We start from the raw sequence: 20,780 nt of genomic DNA on the forward strand, positions 1-20,780 counted from the left end.
CCGCTTGCCAGCAGCTAGTTGGCGAATTGAATCTTGAACACGTACGCCGCCTCACAAGGCTGTTCACCCTGCGTTTGAATCGTCAGGGCATCCTCTGCCTGCTCCCAGTCAATTTCGTTCGAGCCACTCACGAACTCCACCGAAGCAACAGGCTTCGACTCGTGAGGATTGCCTTTAGAGAGGGATTCGATGCGGAACTTGCCATCTTTGGGCCAGGCGAGTGAGATGGCGAAGAGCGTTTCGCCTTTGGTGGTAAAGCGAACATCTTCGGCGACTGACTCGACATCGTTGTATTCGGTGTGGTGTTTGTTCTTGAATTTCGTCTTGCCTTCAGCGAATTTCGCGGGGCCTTCGCCGTAGATTTTCCATGGGCGTGTGCCGTAGATTGCCTCACCGTTGATTTCGAGCCACTTGCCGAAGTCCTTGAGGATCGCTGCCTCGTTCTCACCGATCGTGCCGTCCGGTTTGGGGCCGATCGAGAGCAGCAAGTTTCCGTTTTTGCTGACGATATCGACCAGCTCATCGATCAAGAAGTCGGAAGACTTGTAGTTCTCGTTGATGATCCAAGTCCAAGATATTTTGCCCACGGCTGTGTCGGTTTGCCAGGGAAGCGGGCTCGTTTCCGTGCGTCGACCGCGCTCGATGTCCAGCACCATGAGATCTTCGGGGAACGATTCGTACCGCATGTTCTTGTCTTGGAAGACGACACCCTTTTCCCACTCCAACCCTTTGTTGTAGTAGTAGGCCATGATTTTCTTATGCACCGGAGCGAAGCCCGGTTTGTCGAGTCCGAAGTCGAACCAGAGAATGTCTGGCTCATACTGATCGACAATGTCCGTGGTGCGATCCCACCAGTGGTCGAGGAACTCCTGCGTCGGAGGGTCCTCTGGTTTGACGGGCTTGCCGTAGAGGTCTTCAAATTCAGGGTCGTTGGTGTCGAACGTGGGATCCCACTTTGGATAGTATTCGCGGTTCCAAGCGAAGTGGGAGGACAGACCAACCTTCAGGTCCTTCTTGCGTGCCTCGTCTACTAGCAGACGCATAACGTCGCGCTTCGGGCCGACATCTACGACGTTCCAGCGCGTATGCTTCGACGCGTACATGGCATAGCCGTCATGCATTTCGGCGACAGGCACGATATACTTCGCGCCGGACTCTTCGAATAACGAAACCCAATCACCGGCGTCGTACTTCTCCATCTTGAATCGCGGAAAGAAGTCCTTGTAGCCGAATTTAGACGAGTGACCAAAGTGCGCCTCGTGGTAGCGACGGCAGTCGACGCCGTTGGGGACGTACTTCTTGGAGTACATCCACCTGCCATACTTGTCGTTGCCTACTTGCGGCACCGACGCTGGCCCCCAAAAGACAAAGATGCCAAACTTCGCATCGCGAAACCACTCGGGGCACTTGTATCGACTGCGAATCGAGTCCCAGTCAGCCTCGTAACGAAAGGCTTCTTGGGCACGCAACGGATTCGCAACCGAGACTAGGCTGAGAATTAGGACCGCTCTCATACAGTTTGCTTTGCCCATAAGGTTATCTTCTCCATCCGCTCTTGGCTTGTTTCGGATCGTGCTGGTACATTCTTGGTTGCTCACTCTTCGGTAGTGATATCGAAGTTGAATTGCTGCGACTGGCCCGACTCATTGACGACGACCTTCAGTGGTGTAGTTTCAATCGAGTTGTACTTTGTAGGAACGACATGAATCAAGCGGCCTTCGCCGACACGAAATTCAGCGTCTTCGATTTCCGCTTCTTCGATGGTATCTCGCTTGCCGCCTTTTGGTTTTCGCTCTTCCCAAAGATCAGCGATGATACTCACTTTGTACTCGCCAAGGGGAACGCCGTCCCCAGGTTTGCGGTAAGAGAGAACAAACGATCCGTCAGGTTGAATTCTTCCGGTCCCGGTCCTGCCCCCTCCGAGAGGATAAAAGGTGACCTTGCCCATCGTCACCGGAGTACCATCTACAGAGACGGTGCCGCCCGCTAACTGGGTGTTGCCTCCATTCCAACATCCGCTGACGCTTAGGCAAGCAACTGCGAGGAAAGCCATGTGAGGGAGGCGAAGGGAATATGCTTGCCTTATCGCTCGTGCGTATCGACTCGGAACAACCATAGAGCTACTTTTTAGTCGATAGCAGGAAGAATCAGAACTGGCTCGAGTCGATCAGGTTGCCGCTGTTCATCGAGCCCAGTTCTCGCAGCACCAGGAGGTCAATCAAGTCGTCGACGAGTTGAACATGACCATCGGCAAAGGCGAAGTTTGCTGCATTTCCGTGAAAGCTGGAAAAGGGGTGGTCGTGCGTGCTGAATCGATCGTCGAATGAACCACCGTGAGGCTCGAAAAATGCCGGGTCGTTAATCGCCGAGTTCAGGGTCAGAACCGAGCGAGGAGGATTCACCGGTTTTAGGAGAAGCTCTGACAACGGTGCGCGACCACCACCTCCTCCGGTACGCCAGTCGGCAAGCCCGGAATAGTCGGTGCCCGGGGCTCTGTCCACGGTGTTGTATTTCGCGCGCAAGCGATTCTCGCCTATGGTGACTGTGTTCGACGTGCCGTCGGTGATTTCGCTGGTGGTTCTTCCTGAGTAAACACCAAAGACCCCATCATTGTGCAAAATGCCACGATTAATGACGTTTCCAAAAGCACGGTCTTGAGCTCCTTGGACACCAAAGTAATCTCGCACTTGCGATGCGTGACCATTCGTGGGGCAGCGGAAGAACGAGATCGTCAAGGCATCGCCGTGTTGGTGCAATTGGGTATACGCCCAAGTTGCGCGATTATCGTAATCGATTGCAGTAAGTAGATTCTCGCCCTCTAGGAAAGGGAGCATTTGAATAAACAAGTTACTACCTCGGTAGTAACCGTTGCCATTCTGGTTGCCTTCGAGAATCAGGCCGCCGGCAGGGTATTCCCCATGCGCTGATTCATAGTTCAGCGCGGCCAGGGCAAGCTGCTTAAGATTATTCGTGCACTGACTGCGGCGGGCCGATTCGCGCGTTTGCTGCACGGCGGGCAGTAGCAAGCCAACTAACACGCCGATGATTGCAATGACAACCAGCAACTCGACCAGCGTAAAGCCGAAAGAGCGATTGCGCATAGGAAGACCCAAGTGATGATTGAAGGCTGAAGAGTGAACGAAAAGACGCTGAACACGCAGCAACAGCATTATCATCGCTCAGTGAAGAGAAGGCAACTCGTCATGCGGCGACTGCAACCCAGACTTACAACCACAACTTCAAGCGTCCTTCGAGCATGTCGGGCAAAGCTCGTTCGACCATTTTCCTCACGGTATTCGGGTGATACCGCGTGCTGAGGTGGCCGGCGATCACCAGTTCATTCTTGAACCGGTCCTTACGGTCGACATAGTCGTCCAAGTGCATGTGGCCGAACTTGTGGATTTTTTCTTTGCGGTGTTCGGGCGAAACGAACGTCAGCTCGCTGATGAGAATCTTCGCTTCGTACATCTCGGGACAGTTATCGAGCCCAGCCGGGGAGGTGTCGCCGGTGTAGGCAACAAGTGGAGTGCGACGCTCCTCGGTAACTTCGGTGCCGGCTTGGCGGAGATCGCGAATCTCTTCGCCTGAGAGTTCGGTGTACTCAGCCTTCAATTTGTGACGGCGATCCCAGACGATGAAGCCGCACGAAGCAACCGAGTGCTTGGTTTCGCTCACCGTGACGACCAACTCGCGAGAAAGCGGAATCTCCGCCCCCGCGTAGACCGGCTTGAGCTCGCAGGGCATGCGGCCACGGTCAAGTCGCGTGAACTGCTTGAGCATTTCGCGCGAGGGCTCGATTGCCTCGGGCGGCATGTAGATCGTCGGCTGGGGCATCTTCATCATCCGCCGACGTGCGACATATAAGGGCAACGCCGCGATGTGGTCGAGGTGGCCGTGCGAAACGAACCAAGTCTCGGTTCCCATAAACGACCACGGTTGACCACCAAGGTCGAACCCCAACTTCAGCTCCGGAATCCGCCAATAGGTTTGCACGGCGGCGCGCGAGTAGCCCTCGATCGTGAGATCGCCATGCGTGTGCGAAATGACGGGGGCGTTATCGACCATGTGGTCCAACAAAACTTGGGTAGAAAAGTAGACAGGATAACAGGATGAAACAAGATTGACAGGATGCTTAGCCTAGGCAGCTTGCTGATTACCTCTTGTTGATCCGGCTTATCTAGTTATCCGGTCACTCAGAAGATCATGTAGGCTCAACATCAGCAGCCAAGACCCAGATTTCGCCGAAGAGTTCGGTTTGCTCGCAACGAATCCCTTGGTGGCGGATTAACTCGAGCATCGCTAAGAATAGTCCCACCATCTGCGAGCGATGCATCTGGGGGGCAAAGAAATCAACAAAGCGGATACGTGGCTCGCGCTCCAGCCGCTCCTTGATTCGTTCCGCATGCACCTCGATCGGCGTTTCGTCGTAAGCGATCTTCGCAGGCTGCGTCTTGGCATTGTGTTGCGTCACGCGGCTGAAGGCGCTCACCAAGTCCCACAGTTCGACATCGCCGATCGGTTGCTCGGCTGCCGTTGGGGCGGTCAAATTCAGATCGTCTGTGCGGCGGGTGTAGCGTCGTTGCCAGTCGAGGCAGCGTTGCTCCAATTCGCTGGCGGCCTGCTTGTAGCGACGGTATTCGAGCAGTTGCTGGACGAGGTCTTCCCTCGGGTCCTCAAGCTGTTCTTCCTCTTCTTCGTGTCGTGGAAGCATCGTCTGGCTCTTCGCTTCCATGAGTTTGGTGGCGACTTCAAGAAAGTCGCCCACCGCGTCGACGTCGATTTGTTCAATGACCGCCAGGATTTCGAGGTACTGCTGGGTGACCGTCGCAATGGGTATGTCGAGGATGTCTAGCTCGTGCTTGCGCACCAGATAGAGCAGCAGATCATAGGGACCAGCAAAAGCGTCAAGTTGGACGCGGAAACGGGAAATGGTCGAGGGAGCGGAGGGCATAGCGCGAAGTATGGCGGGCAAAGCAGAATGTCGCCAGAGCAAGCCAGCACTCACATGCTCCACTAGCCCGCGAGCACAGTGATGCTAGGGTTGGCTCGCACGGTGCGTCACGGCTAAGCTGCAAGCAGCCTTGTTGACTGTTCTCCACGCCCTTACACTTCCTGCTAGCAAGTGTTTCGAGCTGGAGAACGCAATGAATGAAGAGCGACTATGGGCCCCATGGCGCTTGGGCTATGTCGCAGGAGATCAGCAGCCAGAGCCCATGCTGCCTACGTCATGGCTGCTAGGAGCTTCCCAGACGTGCTTCGTCTGCCGCGGCGCTGCTAGCTTTGAGGATGACTTGGCGGCCCGGCGTGAGAATCTCGTCGTCGAAATCGGCGAGTCGGCGATCGCCATTCTCAACCGTTATCCTTACGCGAATGGCCATTTGCTGGTTTGCCCGCGGCGGCACGTGGGCAACTTATGCGATCTCACCGAAGCAGAATCAGCTGAGTGCCAGTCGATGCTTGCAGAGTTCACGGAGCGTTACCGCACGTTGATTCGCGCTGACGGTTTTAACATTGGTTTGAACCTAGGAACCACTGCCGGGGCAGGCGTGCCGGGACATTTGCATTGGCACTTGGTGCCACGCTGGCCGGGAGATTCCAACTTCATGCCAGTCACCGCCGGGATTCGAGTGATTCCTCAGTCTCTCGACGAGTTGTGGGAAGCGTTGGTGAAGGACTAGAGAGTTCATTTCGCCGCTGAGCTTGCTCCGCGATTTGGTGGCTTTAGCGCGGAGCAAACTCAGCGGCGAAATGGTATTTTGAAGAAGTTGCAGAAACTTAAAATGAGCAATCGCGAAGCGAAATCCCCAGAAAAATGGCTACTCGCCCCTTACGCAATGCGTACCGCGGACTCGGCGGGGCGAATTCATGAGGAATCGCCTCACCCTTATCGCAATGCCTACCAGCGGGATCGTGACCGGATCGTTCACTCTAGCGCGTTCCGCCGTCTTGCTCACAAGACGCAAGTTTTCCTTGGCACCATGGGCGACTACCATCGTTCGCGATTGACCCACACGTTGGAGGTTACTTCGATCGCGAGGACGGTTGGCCGAACGTTGCGGTTGAATGAGGACCTCATTGAGCCGCTCGCCCTGATGCATGACATCGGTCATCCGCCTTTCGGTCATGCCGGGGAGGATGTCCTCAACGAGTGCCTTGCGGAGCATGGCGGCTTCGATCACAACGCACAAGCGCTGCGGATCGTTGAGCTGCTGGAGCGTCGTTATCCGAAGTTTCCCGGTTTGAATCTCACACGCGAAGTCCTCTCGGGCCAAGGTTGTCGTGCGAATAAGAAGTCTCAAACACCGGAAGCCACATCCAAGCAGCCTTTGCTCGAAGTGCAAGTCGTCGATGCGGCTGACAACGTGGCATACGACGCTCACGACCCTGACGACGCCATCGAGATGGGACTCATTTCGCTGGCCGAACTGGAAGAGTCGCACCTGTGGCGGGAAGCAACCAAGAAAGCCAAAGAGCGCTTTGCAGCACTCGATGCCCATGATACTCGCCGCGCAGTCGTCCACGGGGTGATTGATCTGCTGGTGGGCGATTTGATATCGGCATCGGCGGAGCGGATTCGTGAGCACGACCCGCAAAGTTCTGGCGAAGTGCAATCCTTGAGCTTTCCCCTCGTGCAAGGTTCAAGAGAAATGCTTGAGCAACAGGCCGAGCTCGAGGCTCTGTTGTTCGAGCAGGTCTACCGTCATCCGCAAGTACTTGCCCAGCGCGAGCGTGCGCAACAGACACTTCACAGCACATTCGACGCCATCGTCCATGGCAATAGGACACTTCCGCAGGAGAGTCAGGCACTCGTTGAATCCGAAGGGATCCAGCGTGTGGCCGGAGACTATCTGGCGAGCCTGACTGATCGGTCAGCGCTTGAGCTAACCACTACAAACGTACCAGTCGCAACGGTTGGAACTGGGGAATAGCACCAAGAACCTAATTGCGGGGCACTGGTTGTTTGCCGCGGCAGTGCTAGACTTGTAGTGAGGGGCAAAATATCTCTTTCCTGCGGTGGGGGACTACCCGCGGGAAAATCCACTTCCAACCCAACCGCCTGCGAATGCGTAGGCTGGCGAATCCGATATGGCCCTGATTGTCTTACGTTGTGTGTTCATCCTCGTTGCGGCGGGGCTTGGCGTGCAGTTGATTCAATCAGATTCCCTGCCCAAAGAGCCCTACATCCCCTGGGCAGTGATCGGCGGGATGATTCTACTCGCCGGTTTGGTGATTGGCGTTGATGTTTGGGCGCGAAAGAAACGCCTCGACACGATCACGGCGGTCTACTTCGGTCTGCTGATCGGGTTGTTTCTCACCTACGTCCTGAAGATCGCCCTCAGCCCCGTCCTCTTGCCCGACTCGCCCGTGACGACTTGGGCGACCTTGGTACTTGGCATGGTGCTGTGCTATTCGTGCATCAGTATTCTGATGCAAACGAAGGATGACTTTCGCTTCATCATTCCCTATGTGGAGTTCGCCAAAGAGATCAAAGGCCTGAAGCCTTACGTTCTCGACACGAGCGTGGTGATAGACGGACGCATCGCCGACGTGGTCGACACGCGGATGATCGACAATCAGTTGATTATGCCGCAGTTCGTGATTGCTGAGCTTCAGGCGATTGCTGACTCCAGCGAGAAGCTCCGTCGCGGGCGAGGTCGGCGTGGTCTGGACATCCTCAATCGCTTGCGTTCTGACCCAAAAGTCGACTTGGTGATTTACGATCGCGAACTTCCCCAGTTCGCGGGCCAGCCAGTCGATCAGAAACTGGTGCTGCTGGCGAAACATCTTGAGGGCAAAGTCGTCACCAACGATTACAACCTGAACAAAGTTGCGAAGCTTCACGAGGTTGGAGTCATCAACCTGAACGACATTTCCAACGCGCTCAAGCCGATCTTCCTGCCTGGGGAGTCGCTGGAAGTGCGGATCATGAAGCCGGGCGAGGAAAGTGGCCAAGGCGTCGGGTATCTTGAAGACGGCACGATGGTCGTCATCGAAGGGGGCCGCGAACACGTGGGCGAAAACGTCGCGGCCACCGTCAGCAGTGTGCTGCAAACCAGCGCAGGCCGTATGGTTTTCGGTCGCTACGAACGCAACGGCAGTGGCGGGTCGTAGCGGTTGTGCGGGCTGGTCGCGTCTGAAGAACTTCTCGCGAGCCTTGGGCAGCATTAGCGCCTCGGTCGTACCCCCACCACGAGCTATTCTTTTTAAGAAAGTGCACCGTTTCTGCGCGCGAATTGAAGAGTTCCCCGATGACTGTCAGCACCCAAACACAGAATCAAAATTCGTCAACAACCGACTCGCAAGACGGGCTCATTCGCCTCTCGGAAGTGATCGCCTCGCTCTCCTATGCGCTCGACATCACCGAAGGCCAGCCCCAAGGCCACGCGGCACGGACCTGCGTGATCGGAATGCGGATCGCGCAGCAGATCGACCTACCAGCAATCGACCAGTCGGCTCTCTTTTACGGGTTGCTTCTCAAGGACCTCGGCTGCAGCAGCAATGCGGCGAAAATGTGTTACCTGTTCGGTGCCGACGATCGGACCGTCAAACACGACATCAAGACTATCGACTGGCCGAAGATGTCCGCGAGCATGAAGTTCGTCCGCAATGCGGTCGCGCCTGGTGCAGGCAGTTTAGAAAAACTGATGAAAATCGTGTCGATGGCTCTTCAGGGACCCAGCGGTCCGAAGAAGCTCGTCGAAACACGTTGCGAACGGGGTGCCCACATTGCCCGCCAGTTGGGTTTTACCTCTCAGACGGCTACCGCAATTCATCAACTGGATGAACACTGGAACGGCAAAGGACACCCTCAGGGGCTCAAAGGGGAAGAGATCTCTCCCATCGCTCGCATTATGGGGCTCGCGCAGACGGTCGAGGTTTTCTACAGCCAACAGGGCCTCAAGGCAGCGCTCGACATTGCCCAAGAGCGAAAAGGTCGATGGTTCGAACCTGCACTGGTGGATGCCCTGTTTGCTTTGAAAGACGACCACGAATTCTGGCGGGCAGTTTCGGCACCCAATCCCGACCGTTTGGTTTCGAAATACGAACCGCCCGATGAACTCATGCATGCCGACGAAGATCAATTCGACAAGATCGCTGAAGCCTTCGCGTCGGTCGTCGATGCCAAGAGTCCTTGGACTTCACGCCACTCGATGGGCGTTTCTGAGATCGCTGTTGGAATCGGCGAGGTACTGGGCCATTCCCGCGAAGAGTTACGCGTTATTCGTCGCATGGGACTTCTGCATGATGTGGGGAAACTGGGCGTCTCGAACACGGTACTCGACAAGCCGGGCAAGCTGACCGACGATGAATTCGCCCAAATGAAGAAGCACACCTTCCACACGCAGCAGATCCTCAGTCGTGTGCATAGCCTGGGTGATCAGGCCGATCTTGCTGCCGCTCATCACGAGAAACTCAACGGACGGGGCTATCACTTGGGGATCGAGAGCGGCACACTGCCCCAATCGGCCCGACTGCTAGCAGTGGCCGACATTTTCGAGGCTCTCTCTGCCAAGCGACCATACCGCGACGGAATGCCAATCGAGAAGATCAAGAGCATCATGGGCGGCGACGCCGGCACGGCCATTTGTGCTGATTCTTACGCAGCCATGCTCACGTGGCTTGAACGGGGCCGATTCTCCAATCGCATGGAGAAGCAGCTTGAAGCAATCGATGCTCTGCTGAGCCAGCTTGACTAGCAAAGCTTTTCCGACCGCTAAAGTTGCCCTCGCTTTTGTAGTGCGTTCCCCCTCATTTGGGCTGTTCTCGCTAGTCCAACCCGCACGATGTTGTTGATTAGTGCAAGTGGAACAGAAGTCGTTCCCGTAGACGACACAGCGATTGAGGCAGCAAGATGGGCACTTTTAGGCGGTGGTGCGCGGTGTTCGCACTCGGAGTAATCGTACAGGCTTCGACAGTTCATGCGGTACAACCAGTCCCGCTCTTTGAGGATCCAGGGACACCCGAGGCTTTCACAACGGCAACTATTGTCGACCTACCCACCACGATTGTCAAAGACGAAAACTTCACGCCCATCGCCTATTGCGATTCCGCCTGCAACGATTCCTCCGGGGGCGTAGCCGGATGCTGGGCCGGTGATGGTTACAACTGGCGAGACACCTTGAGCCTGTTCCTTGGCTACGAAGGCTCCAAGCAGCCGCAAGACTTTGGCGTGAATGCTCACTTCGGCGGTCGGACAGCCATCAACTGGGGCGTGCCGCTTGTTGAGGACTGGGGGCTTGGTTTCCAAATCGGTTCAGCCATCAACGCGAGTTCCAATGCCGTGCAGGTGAATGAACGCGTCGAAGGCAATTCTTCCCGGACGCAAAGCTTTACCACCGTCGGCCTGTTTCAGCGCTTAGACAACGGCCTGAAGTGGGGCGTCGCCCACGACTTCCTCTATCAGCGCTACTACGACGACTTCACGCTTTCGCAGTGGCGCGGCTACTTCGGCTATCAGCTTTCCCAGCGCAACGAAGTTGGCGTGCGGATGGCCTTTCACGAGAAGGAGGACGAAGGCTTTTTCGGAACCTCCGGCGTGCAGCTACGCGCGATCGACCAAGGAAGCGTCTACTGGCGGCATACGTTCCAGCAGGGCGCACAGCTTGGCTGCTGGTTTGGTGTAGCTGAGGGGCACAACGAGCCCAACATCGCGCTCGGCGATCTGCCGCGACAGAATGGTGTTTTCGCCTACGGCTCTGATGTGTTCTGCCCGATCACTGACCGCATGGCACTGTTCGGCGAGGCGAACTTTCTGACGCCGGCGGACACGGGAACCGTCGACGCTTTCCTAGGGGTTGAAATCTTCCCCTGGGGCGGAGCCCGTCGCGGGCGAAGCCGTCGGTTCTCACCCGTGCAATCGGTTGGCGGTAACACGAGCATGTCGGTCGACTTGCGACGGCTGTAATCAACTATTGGCTACTGGCTGTCGATTCCTCAGCCTGGACCTCTGTCGCCGATTCTTCCGCTGGCTGCTCTTCGGTATCACCCTTCGCCTGTTTCGGTGGCTCCGGCTTGCCGTTGACGATCTTCCCGTGATCAATGCTGCCCTCAAGCTGTCGGAGGATGTCACCGGTGGGTTCGCGGAGGAACTTGAAGTCGTCGATCACGAACGTTTTCTTCTTGCCGTTGTCCGTGTACTGCACTTTGGCGATGCCCTTGTTCTTCCACTTCTTTTTGTCGAGCTGCGTCACCTGATCGAACGGAACGGTTTGTCCCCAGCTTGACGTGATCGAGCTGCCATTGCCTTCGATCCATGTGCCAAGCGATCTGACTATGTGAAAAAGCAGGCCCGCGACAATCACACCGCAGATACCCGCCATGATGAATTGCACATTGATGCTTCCTTGAGACATGCGGTGCTCGACATCGGGAGCTTCCGTGGACCAGCCTTTTTCAGCGGCCATTTCTTCCCACTCTTCGCGAAGCCCCAGTTTCTCGCCCTTCTTCTTGGCTTCTTGTTCTCGTTCCTGCAACGCAAAGAAGGCCTCCTGACGCTCGAGTTCAGCCGGGTAGCTGATGAATCCGTCCTTCAAGCAGAGTACTAGAAAGATCGTCGCTCCGATAATCATGTACCAGAAGCGTCGGTAGTATTTTGCGTCGCGTTCGGCACGAACGGTTGTGGAATCAGACATGAATCGATGCGTTGCTGAGGAATAGAAAGGAATCCAAGAGAAACATTCAGTATGACGTTGCGCTCTGGGGCGTCAATTTGCGAGGCGGATTTACGGAGCGAGAATCGCCCTTAACGAGCAGGAATATTGACTAGAGCGGTTGTACCGATTGTCCCAATTTCGAGAACACCGTTTCGAGGACACAGTTTCGCCGCTGAGCTCGCTCCGCGCTTTGTTGAGGCTATCGCGGAGCAAGCACCGCGGCGAAACACGGTTACATCCGCTCGACGACTTCAATCCCGAGCAAATCAAGCCCACACGCGAGGGTTCGCGCCGTCAGATCACATAAGGCTAATCGACTGTTTCGCAGTTTGTCGCTTTCAGCTTTGAGCACGGGGCAATCGTTGAAGAAGACGGAGTACTTGCTTGCCAAGTCAAATAGGTAAGCCGTCAGATGATTGGGGCGATAGTCACTGGCGACACGCGCGAGCGCTTCACTGAATTGCAGTAAGGAAAGCGCCAAGGCGCGTTCTTGCGGACTTTCGAGTTTGATCTCCGGATTGCTCTGACGCAGCGCTTCGCGATCAACGCCCGCTTTGCCGAAAATGCTGCTCACTCGGGCGTAGCTGTACTGCATGTAGGCGGCGGTGTTGCCGTTCATGGCGAGCATCTTGTCGTAACTGAAGACGTAGTCGCTCGTACGATTATGTGCGAGGTCAGCGTACTTGATCGCCCCGATGCCGACCCGTTCTGCGACGGTGCGGCGTTCGGCTTCTGAGAGCAGTGGCTCAGAGCGTGCGTCGTCGTTTTCGCTGACGATTCTGTAGGCGCGCTTAACCGCTTCGTCGAGCAAGCCACTCAAGCCGACAGCAGTCCCCGAGCGTGTCTTGTAAGGCTTGCCGTCTTCGCCAAGCACGGTGCCGAAGCTAATGTGCTGAAGCTCTAGGTCTTTGTAGTCGTTCCAATGTCGGGTCGTGGCGAAGAGTTGCTCGAAGTGGAACGACTGGCGATGGTCCACGACGTAAAGAATCGCCTCGGGCTGCCACTCTTCGACGCGGTACTTGATCGTAGCGAGATCCGTCGTGGCGTAGAGGTACGCCCCATCCCGCTTCTGCACAATGAACGGTGCATCGTACCCTTCGAGAAAGATACACTTCGCCCCGTCGCTCAGTGTGACAAGGTCCTGCGATTCGAGACTGGCGACCGTGTCAGCCAGGCGATCGTGGTAGAAGCTCTCCCCGAGCGTGTGATCAAACTTCACTCCGAGCCGCTCGTAGATGCTATCCATTTCAGCAAGGCACGCCGGGAGGAAGCGTTCCCAGAGCTCAAGATTCTCTCTATCACCAGCGTGCAAGGCGGCCGTTTCGGCGAGCACTTTCTGACCGATGTCCGCATGCTCTTTGGCGACAGCAATCAGTTGGTCGTCGTGCTCCGCTTCGACCAGTTTCTCTTGCAACCCGATCAGTTCGCCTCGTCGCTCATCAAGTAGACCCTTTGCCTGACGCAGCTTCTTGGCAGCCTTCTTCTTCGCTTTCTCATCGTCAGGTAGTGGCGTGTCTTCGAGATTCTCGACGACAATCTTCTGCTGGTCGCGGGCCTGTTCGGCCGCGGGAATCTTCTTGGTCTTCAGGACGTGATATTCAACCAGGGAATTCACGAAACGGTAAAGTCGCGAGAGCTCAGCCACGGGCGTCTCAGCGAGCTTCTTCTCGTCGCCGAAGTGTTTATAACCGTACAGGATCATCCCGAACTGGGTGCCCCAGTCACCGATGTGGTTGTCGGTGATGACCCGATGGCCCAGCAACCTGAGGACGCTAGCCAGAGCATCGCCGATGACGGTCGAACGAATATGCCCCACGTGCATCGGCTTGGCGACATTCGGTGACGAGTAATCGAGTACGATCGTTCGGGGCTGGGCAGCCTTGGCGACGCCTAGACGGTCTTCGTCGGTGAGCGCTTCTTCCGCAAGTTGGACAATACGCTCGTCCTTCACTCGCAGGTTGATAAACCCGGGCCCAGCGATCTCCGGGGTTTCACACAGATCAGCAAGGTCGAGCTTCTCAACCAACTCAGTCGCAACTTCACGCGGCGGACGACCCAATCGCTTGCCCAACGGCATGGCGCAGTTCGCCTGATAGTCGCCAAATTTGGGGTCCTGGCTGGGGAGGACCATTTCGGCCAGTTCTGGCGCGTCGAACGCTTCAAGTGTCTGCGAAAAGCGGCTGCGAAGTTCGGCGAGAAGATTCATTGAGTAGCTGTCAGCCGTCAGCCATCAGCTTTCAGCCTAGAAAATACAAATTGTTCAGAATCGAAAAGCTGACGGCTGAAAGCTGACAGCCGATAGCTTTAATCCCCAAACGGTACCCGCGTCGCCCCGTTCCAAAAATCCTCAAGCGCGTAAAACTCCCGTGTTTCTTCATCGAACAGATGAATCACGACGTTGCCGTAGTCGAGCAAGATCCAACGGCTTTCGTTGTAACCTTCGATGCCCATTCGCTTGTCTTTGAGATCGTCCTCGAGCTTGTGGTCGATTTCTTCGCTCATCGCGTGCAACTGGCGGCGGCTTTTGCCGGTGGCCAGCACGAAGTAATCGAAGACGGGCGTGATCTCGCGCATGTCGAGGATCACAATATCCTCGCCACGGTTGTCCGCCGCGGTCTGCGCAGCGGCCATGGCCAGTTGCAAACTGCGGCTTGAGGCTTCATCATCGGGAAGCGGCGTGTTGGGGCTGCTCGATTCTACGATGGCAGGTCTCGCATTCTCAGTATTCATTGTTCAAAGACGCGTCAAACGGCAGATTCTACCCCTAGAGCCCCCAACCGACGAGGGCTCAGAAGCCGTGGGAATCGCAATTATCAGCATTCAGAAAGTGAGGTTTTCGATATGGGAGATTGGCTGGAACCGGGCAAAAAAGCCCCGGCGTTTACTCTGACCGCCGATGATGGCAGCAAGGTTCGCTTGGCAGATCTCAAAGGCAGCCCGGTTGTGTTCTACTTCTATCCCAAGGACGACACCCCTGGATGCACGAAAGAGGCCTGTGCCTTTCGCGACCGTCAGAAAGAGATGAAAAAGCTTGGCGCCGTGGTCCTGGGAGTCAGCCCCGACGATGTCGAGAGCCACGGCAAATTCCGCGACAAGTACAAGCTAAATTTCCCTCTGTTGGCCGACAAAGATCACAAAATCGCCGAGAAATACGGGGCCTGGCGTGAAAAAAACATGTACGGCAAGAAGTCGATGGGCATCCAACGCAGCACCTACCTGATCGATGCCGATGGCAAGATCGCGAAGGTGTGGAAGCGAGTGAAGGTTGATGGCCACGACGAGCAGGTGATTGAGGCGATAAAGGAGCTGGAATAGCGAAAACGTAGGCAGCCGGAGCCGCGATTCCCCGGTAGCCGCAGCCCCAGCATCTTAAGTTATGGCGGCTGCCGGGGAGTTGCTCTAAGGCGATCCTGCCCTTGTGCTCCGGCAGGCTGTTAGCCTGCGGCTGCCTGAGCATGCACGCAAAATCGGCACGCACTGCCCTGACTTATGCTAGCGAGCGGCTCTCGCTATTCGGCCAAGTCACGCTTGCCAGCATTTCCTGGCGAAACTTTGACTGCAAATCCGATTGGCGCGAAGTTTGCTTTGCAGTTTTTCCAGGGAATTAGAAACTCATGTTTGCGGTCCACCGCGATTCGGGTAGGTTTGATCATGTGCTGATTGAACCTGCTAAGGCGATGTGAGTCACTCGATTCCTTGCAGGGCGAACCGAACCCTCCCGCCCTGCGTAGCATCCTGTAGACCTCACGTTTAGCCGCAATAAGGATTTCTCCGAATCCCCGCAAACCTTCATTAGTTTCCGTGCTTTTGAGGGTAATGCAGGCAAGATCAGCATCCACCTAGCGACCCGTCGGCGACTTCCCCTCCCTCCGCCGACGGGCTCGCTGGGCTTTTTCGCGATCCTCAGGGCATTCACCCTTGAGTACCCACGAACCCTGTGATGCGAGCCTTGTCTATGCGATTGAGCTACCAATCCGAACTTGATAAGCAATCCCGCCTCGACACTCTCGCCCTCACAATGATCGCCTCTCAATCTCTCGATACCCTATCTCTCCGTGCTGGCTCAGCACGTACTGAAGCCGCCATACTCCTGGAACGGGTACGTGAGTTTCTCCGCTCAAAGTCGAGCTCCAGCGGGGCACTTCCGCTGAAGGCACAGATCATTCCGCTGAATGCTGCCGGTGAGCCCTGCCCTCCGCGCGAAGTTGAGCTTCGCGACTTCAACGAGCGAGGCTTAACGTTCGATCATCCCCGTCCCATCAAAGGTCGGCGAGCGAAGCTCGTCTTCGACGATTCTCGCTTCGGCAAGCTCAACGCCGAAGTTGACCTCTCCTGGTGCCGCTACCTGCCCGGTGGCCGCTACACGAGCGGCGGACGTTTTGTGGGTTAGCCGCTTGCGGCTTAGCCGTGCGAGGGGAATCTGTGCGAGGCGCAGGCGCAGGCTAGCAACACTCTAGGCCTCCTTAAATTTTGACAAGGCCCTCAGCCACCGCTTACACTGAAGCTCCGTCGGCAAGTTGCAACCGGAACGTGACTTGCCACTTCTCTCGCGGGGAGGACACGCTTTTCGGGTTCTCGATTTGAACCCAAGGAGGCATCGGATGTTCAGGGGCTCTGTCTTACGAAACTGTGATTGGAAGTTTGGGTTTGTGTGTGCGCTGCTTCTGTCAGCAAGCAATTCTGTCGCTCAAGAGAATGATCTGTTCGACGAGTCCGCCGTCGAGATCGAGCGGGCGGCGAATCGAGATGAGATGAAGCGAGTTTACGACGCAGCACGTGCTGAGTCGACCAATCCCCCAGCGACCTCTTCCCGCGGCATGGTGACCCAATCACCCGCGATGCGAAAGGCGAACGAGCGTATCGATGCTGCCCTCGATCAGCCGCTGAAGACACCGCTCGACTTTATAGAAATTCCACTGAACCAGATCCTGATGAGGATTTCCGACGACTATAACATCCCCATTGTGTTTGATCTTCAAGCTCTTGAAGCTTTAGCCATCTCGGTCGAGACCGAAGTAACGACGAATCTTAGAGAGGTTTCCCTACGAACGGCCTTCGAGATCATGCTTCGGCAAGTCGAGGATCTCACTTATATGGTCGACAATGAGGTGCTGCTGATTACCAGCGAAGACGAAGCAATGCAGCGACTGGAGGTGCGCGTCTATCGCGTGGACGATCTGATCTGGGTTCCTTCGACTGGCGAACTTGATTTTGATTCCCTCATCGACATACTCGTTTCTTCGGTGGAACACGACTCTTGGATGGAAAACGGCACTGGTGATGGGGAAGTTCAGCCGTATTCCCCAGGGATGTTAGTCATCACGCAAACTCGTCGCATCCATCAACAGATCGAGACATTGTTTTCTACCATGCGTGAGGTGAAAGCAGCCATCGAAGCCGACAGACCGGTCGCTGCTGAGGAGCCATCTAACGCGGTCCGCACCAAGGCTTTCCGCATCCAAAACGTCTGGGGCGACGACCCCGAGCAGGGGCGCGAGGTACTTCATGAAGCGATCGCAATCTCCGTCGGGTGGGAGCAGGAGAACATCGATGAAGACGACACGTTCCTTGCCGTGTTGCCCGACCGTGTAATCGCTCGCCACATCCCAGCGGTACTCAGGCAGGTGGAAGGGACGCTCAAGCAACTCGATTACATTAAGACTAGCGGTGGTGGTACCAGCGTGTTTTTCAGTCCCTCATTGCCTCGTAAGACTGTCAATCCAGGCGGCGGTCCTTTCCAAGTTGAGGACGCGAAGCAGAAGTAATGCTTTCAAGCCCAGATCAAGAAGATGTCTCGCGCAGAGACGCAAAGACGCAGAGTGCAAGTTGGTCACCGAACCCCCGCGCCTCTGCGTCTATGCGTGAGACCTTCCTTTTTGCGGTGCTGGTAAGCTTCGCCCCGCTACTCAACGCCGAAGAAACTCTCGACGGTCGCGAGGGCCGTGACTTGGCGCTCGACCGATTTCGCCCGCAGTCGCAACTCGTCTTGCCGCAGGAAACCGTCCGGCGTGCTAAGTTTCCGGTCGTCGACGTGCATGTCCATTGCCGGCTGAAGATGCGGCAGTCGCCGGAGGTCGTCGATGAGTTCGTCCGCTTGATGGATGCACAGAACATTGCCGTGTGTGTATCGCTCGACGGTGGGCTTGGCGAAAAGTTTGAGGAACACAAGCAGTTTTTGCAGCAGCGTTACCCCAACCGTTTTGTGATCTTCGCAAACATCGATTGGATCGGCAACGGCACGCGAGAGGAGCCCGCGACGTGGGATTGCCACCGCCCCGACTTTGGCCGCCGTATGGCACTTGCACTGGCCGACGCCAAAGAACGTGGCGCTGCTGGCTTGAAAATCCATAAGATGCTAGGTCTTTACTATCGCAACCCTGATGGCTCCTACATGGCGGTAGACGATCCGCGTTGGGATCCGATTTGGGAGGCGTGTGGCGAACTCGGTCTTCCGGTCATCATTCACACCGCTGACCCCGTGGCATTCTTTGAGCCGATTGATGCAACGAACGAGCGCTGGGAGGAACTCAACCGCCACCCGGACTGGAGCTTCGCTGGGGGCCCACCAAACAATTACGATGGTCCGGGGCATGATGAATTGCTGGAAGCGCGCAACCGGGTGATCGCTCGCCATCAGAAAACGACTTTCATCGGCGCCCACGTCGCCAACTATCCAGAGAACTTAGCGAAGGTAGGCGAATGGCTGGATGCGTACCCAAATCTGGTGGTCGAGATTGCCGCCCGGATTGCGGAACTCGGCCGCCAACCCCGCAGCGCGAGAAAGTTTTTCCTGAAATATCAGGATCGCATCATGTTCGGCACCGACGGGCCGCGGCCTGCTGGGAGATTGCATCCGCATTGGCGGATGCTGGAGACCGATCACGAGTATTTTACCTATGCTGAAGGGCAATATCCGCCGCAGGGGATTTGGAACATTTATGGACTCGATTTGCCTGATGAGGTGCTGAGAAAGGTCTATTTTGAGAATGCTGAGAGGGTGATACCAGGTGTAGCGGATCGGCTCAAAGTAGCTCGGGCCTCCAGGCCTGAGTAGCGTTGGCTGTAATTTGAAGACGTATGCAATTCTGATTGGAATGTAGGGGCCTCTGCTCAGCCCTGGAGGGCCGAGCTACATGCACCTTGTTGCATCGCAGCCACCCTCGCTGGTAGACTTTGCAGTTTGTGCGCCGAGCGTGCGCCCTGCCACAGCAAACGAGCCTCTCTATTCTGATTTCTCATGTCTGTCGAATCTGAAACGAAGTCCGCCGAAGAGACCACTGAAGCGACGCCTGCTGAGACATCCTCGCCCGCCAGCGAGTCAACCGCTGAAGACTCGACACAAGCCGCGGTGAATCCAGAGCAGGATTCTCCGCCAACGGAAGCTCCGCCGGCCGAGGCATCAGAGCAAGCCGACGCAACTCCGGCTGAACAATCAGCACCAAAGCGTGAGATAAAAATAGGCTCGCAGCGCGAAGGACAGTCGGCTGCTGATGCCAAGCCTAATCCGGTGACGAAGGTTTCCGAAGGGACGCCAAGCACAGAAGATCAGCGCAAGAGCTTCCCGCCGCCCAATGTGCGAGACAAACTCTCGCCCGAAATGGAAGCCGAACTCGAAGCCGCCATGGGTGGCGACTCAATGGACGCTATCCTTGGCGACGGCTCAACCGATGCGACCGAAGAACTTGCGGCAGGCACGAAGGTCAAAGGGAAGGTTGCGAAAGTTTCCGGCGAAGACCTGTTCCTTGAAGTCCCCGGCACGCGCCACCAAGGCGTTATTCAAGTCAAACAGTTCAAAGCAGACGCCGAGGGCAAACGCGAGTTGCCTGAACCGGGCAGCCAACTCGAAGCGATCGTCAGCAAATTCGACGCAGAGCAGGGCCTCTACGAGATGTCGCTCGCCACCGCAGCGGTCGAAGTGGGCGATTGGGATGCGGTTTCCGAAGGGCAAATCGTTGACGTGGTCGTCGACAAAGCAAACAAGGGGGGCCTCGAATGCAAAGTCAGCGGCATCCGCGGCTTCATTCCGATGGGACAGATTTCGATCTACCGTGTCGAGAATGCCGAAGATTACGTCGGTAAGAAACTCACCTGCGTCATCAGCGAAGTCAGCCGTAAGCGGAAGAACTTGGTTCTTAGCCATCGCGCGTTGATGGAACGTGAACGCAAAGAGCAAAAAGAAAAGCTGCTCGCCGAGATCGCTCCCGGACAAATCCGCGAAGGCGTGGTTCGCAGTCTGCAAGATTTCGGCGCGTTTGTTGACCTGGGCGGAGCCGACGGGCTCGTTCACGTAAGCCAACTCAGTTGGGACCGCATCGGCCATCCCAGCGAAGTCCTCCAAGTGGGTGAGAAGATCAAGGTGAAGGTCGAGAAGGTCAATCAGGAGACCGGCAAAATCGCCCTCAGCTACCGCGAAGCAGGCGACAACCCTTGGAGCGACGTCAGCACCAAGTACGGCATCGGCTCTAAAGTGAAGGGGGCCGTTACCAAGCTGATGCAGTTCGGCGCCTTCGTGAAATTGCAGCCGGGTGTTGAAGGGCTGATACACATCTCCGAACTCGGCCACGGGCGGGTTCATCGTGTGAGCGATGTCCTCAGCGAAGGCCAAGAGGTCGAAGTGCAGGTCCTCTCGGTCGATGCCGACGCCCAGAAGATCGGCCTTTCGCTCAAGGCGCTCATGCCCAAGCCGGAGAAGCCCAAAAGCGAGAAGGAGCAGCAGGTTGAAGCCGCCATGGACGAGGCCGATAAGCGGCCGCGTAAGAAAAAGAAGCACGACCCCAATCTCAAGGGCGGCATCGGCGGCCCCAGCGGCGGCGAGCAGTTTGGGTTGAAGTGGTAACCGTAGCTCGGGCCTCCAGGCCTGAGTTGAATTGGAAAGTGTTTGCCACTCAGGCCTGGAAGCCTGAGCTACATGCCAAATTGGCACCCTTTTCCATCGTCTTTTCCGCCTGCGAGCCAAGGGCAGACCATTTTGGCAGTCGCCCATCACAGAGCGATTTCACGTAATTGCTTATCTCATGGCAGTTTGCAGGAATTGAGGCCCTTTGGCGCGCTGATTGCTTTTCTATCTCTCTTCAAATAACTCTTACGCTCCGGCGGTTCGTAGAACCGCGGCTAGCGGAGCCGACA

At 56.3% G+C, this 20,780-nt stretch carries 18 protein-coding genes; 10 read left to right on the forward strand and 8 right to left on the reverse strand.

All coding sequences use genetic code 11. From position 1 onward, the window contains the following. Nucleotides 1-14: 14 nt before the first annotated feature. The 5 genes from RIB44_19995 to RIB44_20015 form a co-directional block, all read right to left on the reverse strand. Nucleotides 15-1,532: an alpha-L-fucosidase gene (locus RIB44_19995; GenBank protein ID MEQ8618863.1), complete on the reverse strand. Its 1,518-nt coding sequence runs from the start codon at nt 1,530-1,532 to the stop codon at nt 15-17. Nucleotides 1,533-1,594: 62 nt separating this feature from the next. Then, nucleotides 1,595-2,053 (reverse strand): hypothetical protein, encoded by a 459-nt coding sequence (locus RIB44_20000; GenBank protein ID MEQ8618864.1) that lies wholly within the window; start codon nt 2,051-2,053, stop codon nt 1,595-1,597. A gap of 94 nt (nt 2,054-2,147) precedes the next feature. Beyond that, on the reverse strand, nt 2,148-3,101 hold the full coding sequence (locus RIB44_20005) for a DUF1559 domain-containing protein (GenBank protein MEQ8618865.1): 954 nt from the start codon (nt 3,099-3,101) through the stop codon (nt 2,148-2,150). A 124-nt stretch (nt 3,102-3,225) separates the two neighbouring features. Beyond that, complete coding sequence (locus RIB44_20010; GenBank protein MEQ8618866.1) at nt 3,226-4,065, reverse strand: MBL fold metallo-hydrolase; 840 nt, start codon at nt 4,063-4,065, stop codon at nt 3,226-3,228. A gap of 136 nt (nt 4,066-4,201) precedes the next feature. Continuing rightward, the gene (locus RIB44_20015) at nt 4,202-4,951 is read right to left on the reverse strand and encodes a segregation/condensation protein A (GenBank protein ID MEQ8618867.1); all 750 of its coding nucleotides are present in this window, start codon (nt 4,949-4,951) and stop codon (nt 4,202-4,204) included. 193 nt (nt 4,952-5,144) lie between these two features. Here RIB44_20015 and RIB44_20020 point away from each other — a divergent pair, with 193 nt between their 5' ends. From RIB44_20020 to RIB44_20040, 5 genes are all read left to right on the forward strand, one after another. Next, on the forward strand, nt 5,145-5,678 hold the full coding sequence (locus tag RIB44_20020; GenBank protein ID MEQ8618868.1) for an HIT domain-containing protein: 534 nt from the start codon (nt 5,145-5,147) through the stop codon (nt 5,676-5,678). Between the two features lie 102 nt (nt 5,679-5,780). Then, on the forward strand, nt 5,781-6,929 hold the full coding sequence (gene dgt, locus RIB44_20025) for a dNTP triphosphohydrolase (protein ID MEQ8618869.1): 1,149 nt from the start codon (nt 5,781-5,783) through the stop codon (nt 6,927-6,929). A 157-nt stretch (nt 6,930-7,086) separates the two neighbouring features. Next, nucleotides 7,087-8,112 (forward strand): TRAM domain-containing protein, encoded by a 1,026-nt coding sequence (locus RIB44_20030; GenBank protein MEQ8618870.1) that lies wholly within the window; start codon nt 7,087-7,089, stop codon nt 8,110-8,112. Between the two features lie 137 nt (nt 8,113-8,249). After that, entirely contained in the window at nt 8,250-9,698 is a 1,449-nt protein-coding gene (locus RIB44_20035) for an HD domain-containing phosphohydrolase (protein MEQ8618871.1), read from the forward strand. 155 nt (nt 9,699-9,853) lie between these two features. Continuing rightward, nucleotides 9,854-10,906: a hypothetical protein gene (locus RIB44_20040; protein ID MEQ8618872.1), complete on the forward strand. Its 1,053-nt coding sequence runs from the start codon at nt 9,854-9,856 to the stop codon at nt 10,904-10,906. Between the two features lie 4 nt (nt 10,907-10,910). On the opposite strand, the gene RIB44_20045 is transcribed toward RIB44_20040, so the two are convergent. The 3 genes from RIB44_20045 to rsfS form a co-directional block, all read right to left on the reverse strand. Next, entirely contained in the window at nt 10,911-11,633 is a 723-nt protein-coding gene (locus RIB44_20045) for a hypothetical protein (protein MEQ8618873.1), read from the reverse strand. A gap of 253 nt (nt 11,634-11,886) precedes the next feature. Beyond that, nucleotides 11,887-13,860 (reverse strand): arginine--tRNA ligase, encoded by a 1,974-nt coding sequence (gene argS, locus RIB44_20050; protein ID MEQ8618874.1) that lies wholly within the window; start codon nt 13,858-13,860, stop codon nt 11,887-11,889. A 98-nt stretch (nt 13,861-13,958) separates the two neighbouring features. Further along, nucleotides 13,959-14,384, reverse strand: coding sequence for a ribosome silencing factor (gene rsfS, locus RIB44_20055; GenBank protein ID MEQ8618875.1), 426 nt, complete (start codon nt 14,382-14,384; stop codon nt 13,959-13,961). A 111-nt stretch (nt 14,385-14,495) separates the two neighbouring features. On the opposite strand from rsfS, the gene bcp reads away from it, so the two are divergent. From bcp to RIB44_20080, 5 genes are all read left to right on the forward strand, one after another. Next, entirely contained in the window at nt 14,496-14,969 is a 474-nt protein-coding gene (gene bcp, locus RIB44_20060) for a thioredoxin-dependent thiol peroxidase (GenBank protein ID MEQ8618876.1), read from the forward strand. Between the two features lie 625 nt (nt 14,970-15,594). Next, the gene (locus RIB44_20065) at nt 15,595-16,044 is read left to right on the forward strand and encodes a hypothetical protein (GenBank protein MEQ8618877.1); all 450 of its coding nucleotides are present in this window, start codon (nt 15,595-15,597) and stop codon (nt 16,042-16,044) included. 211 nt (nt 16,045-16,255) lie between these two features. Then, nucleotides 16,256-17,419 carry a hypothetical protein gene (locus RIB44_20070; GenBank protein ID MEQ8618878.1) on the forward strand — a complete coding sequence of 388 codons (1,164 nt, stop codon included), beginning with the start codon at nt 16,256-16,258 and terminating at the stop codon, nt 17,417-17,419. A 92-nt stretch (nt 17,420-17,511) separates the two neighbouring features. Then, nucleotides 17,512-18,708 carry an amidohydrolase family protein gene (locus tag RIB44_20075; GenBank protein MEQ8618879.1) on the forward strand — a complete coding sequence of 399 codons (1,197 nt, stop codon included), beginning with the start codon at nt 17,512-17,514 and terminating at the stop codon, nt 18,706-18,708. Between the two features lie 183 nt (nt 18,709-18,891). Beyond that, the gene (locus RIB44_20080) at nt 18,892-20,490 is read left to right on the forward strand and encodes a S1 RNA-binding domain-containing protein (protein ID MEQ8618880.1); all 1,599 of its coding nucleotides are present in this window, start codon (nt 18,892-18,894) and stop codon (nt 20,488-20,490) included. Nucleotides 20,491-20,780 lie beyond the last annotated feature (290 nt).

The organism is Lacipirellulaceae bacterium, assembly GCA_040218535.1.
Taxonomy (GTDB): Bacteria; Planctomycetota; Planctomycetia; order Pirellulales; family Lacipirellulaceae; genus Adhaeretor.

What these genes read in the sequence shown, in the direction of transcription:
- RIB44_19995 (MEQ8618863.1), bottom strand. Translation starts at nt 1,532, where the DNA reads ATGGGCAAAGCAAACTGTATGAGAGCGGTCCTAATTCTCAGCCTAGTC.
- RIB44_20000 (MEQ8618864.1), bottom strand. Translation starts at nt 2,053, where the DNA reads ATGGCTTTCCTCGCAGTTGCTTGCCTAAGCGTCAGCGGATGTTGGAAT.
- RIB44_20005 (MEQ8618865.1), bottom strand. Translation starts at nt 3,101, where the DNA reads ATGCGCAATCGCTCTTTCGGCTTTACGCTGGTCGAGTTGCTGGTTGTC.
- RIB44_20010 (MEQ8618866.1), bottom strand. Translation starts at nt 4,065, where the DNA reads ATGGTCGATAACGCCCCCGTCATTTCGCACACGCATGGCGATCTCACG.
- RIB44_20015 (MEQ8618867.1), bottom strand. Translation starts at nt 4,951, where the DNA reads ATGCCCTCCGCTCCCTCGACCATTTCCCGTTTCCGCGTCCAACTTGAC.
- RIB44_20020 (MEQ8618868.1), top strand. Translation starts at nt 5,145, where the DNA reads ATGAATGAAGAGCGACTATGGGCCCCATGGCGCTTGGGCTATGTCGCA.
- dgt (MEQ8618869.1), top strand. Translation starts at nt 5,781, where the DNA reads ATGAGCAATCGCGAAGCGAAATCCCCAGAAAAATGGCTACTCGCCCCT.
- RIB44_20030 (MEQ8618870.1), top strand. Translation starts at nt 7,087, where the DNA reads ATGGCCCTGATTGTCTTACGTTGTGTGTTCATCCTCGTTGCGGCGGGG.
- RIB44_20035 (MEQ8618871.1), top strand. Translation starts at nt 8,250, where the DNA reads ATGACTGTCAGCACCCAAACACAGAATCAAAATTCGTCAACAACCGAC.
- RIB44_20040 (MEQ8618872.1), top strand. Translation starts at nt 9,854, where the DNA reads ATGGGCACTTTTAGGCGGTGGTGCGCGGTGTTCGCACTCGGAGTAATC.
- RIB44_20045 (MEQ8618873.1), bottom strand. Translation starts at nt 11,633, where the DNA reads ATGTCTGATTCCACAACCGTTCGTGCCGAACGCGACGCAAAATACTAC.
- argS (MEQ8618874.1), bottom strand. Translation starts at nt 13,860, where the DNA reads ATGAATCTTCTCGCCGAACTTCGCAGCCGCTTTTCGCAGACACTTGAA.
- rsfS (MEQ8618875.1), bottom strand. Translation starts at nt 14,384, where the DNA reads ATGAATACTGAGAATGCGAGACCTGCCATCGTAGAATCGAGCAGCCCC.
- bcp (MEQ8618876.1), top strand. Translation starts at nt 14,496, where the DNA reads ATGGGAGATTGGCTGGAACCGGGCAAAAAAGCCCCGGCGTTTACTCTG.
- RIB44_20065 (MEQ8618877.1), top strand. Translation starts at nt 15,595, where the DNA reads ATGCGAGCCTTGTCTATGCGATTGAGCTACCAATCCGAACTTGATAAG.
- RIB44_20070 (MEQ8618878.1), top strand. Translation starts at nt 16,256, where the DNA reads ATGTTCAGGGGCTCTGTCTTACGAAACTGTGATTGGAAGTTTGGGTTT.
- RIB44_20075 (MEQ8618879.1), top strand. Translation starts at nt 17,512, where the DNA reads ATGCGTGAGACCTTCCTTTTTGCGGTGCTGGTAAGCTTCGCCCCGCTA.
- RIB44_20080 (MEQ8618880.1), top strand. Translation starts at nt 18,892, where the DNA reads ATGTCTGTCGAATCTGAAACGAAGTCCGCCGAAGAGACCACTGAAGCG.